General features: G+C 57.8%; 1 protein-coding gene. It reads right to left on the bottom strand.

Features of this window, described 5'->3' with window-relative positions:
• Positions 1–372: DNA/RNA nuclease SfsA (gene sfsA / locus J5224_RS35030; RefSeq protein WP_264629390.1), on the bottom strand; the 372-nt coding region annotated here is incomplete at its 3' end.
• Positions 373–526: the final 154 nt, after the last annotated feature.

Below are 526 nucleotides of genomic sequence, written 5' to 3'. Positions count from 1 at the left end.
TAACAGCAGGTCAATGCGGCTGTTCTCCGTGCCGTACTTCACTTCGGGGGTGATTTGGCTGTAACCGGCCAACTCAGGAATGCGTTGTGCCAGCAGCGCTTCATGCACCAGATGATTGGCGCGCAGCGTATTGACACCAATCCAGTGACCCTGCGCCGTTTCCGTCAGTTCCCAACTGTGCGCGTATTTCCGCTTGGGATGATCCGAGGTGGAGTACCACACCGTATCGCCCGGCGTGGCGCACCCGGTCATCGCGCCGGTGTTGGCGCAGTGCAGCGTAAAGGTTTCTCCTTCGGGCGTAACCACATCAGCAAGGAAACGTTTGTAACGCTTAATCAACCGTGCCGGTTTGAGCGGCGGTGTAAAGTTCATCGGGCTATCCTGCGTTGTGCTGAGCTAACGACCATTCTGCTAACTGTTGATAGCAGGTTTTTCCCTGCTCCCAGCGAGATTCATACAGGGCAAAGCGCTCGGCAGACAACGTCCAGTCAAAATGGGCGGGGGGAAGCGCCACGGGGCGCGTGGC

The organism is Candidatus Symbiopectobacterium sp. NZEC135 (genome assembly GCF_025962695.1).
The sequence above is the reverse complement of the archived record's forward strand: the minus strand, read 5'-3'. Positions and strand labels throughout refer to the sequence as shown.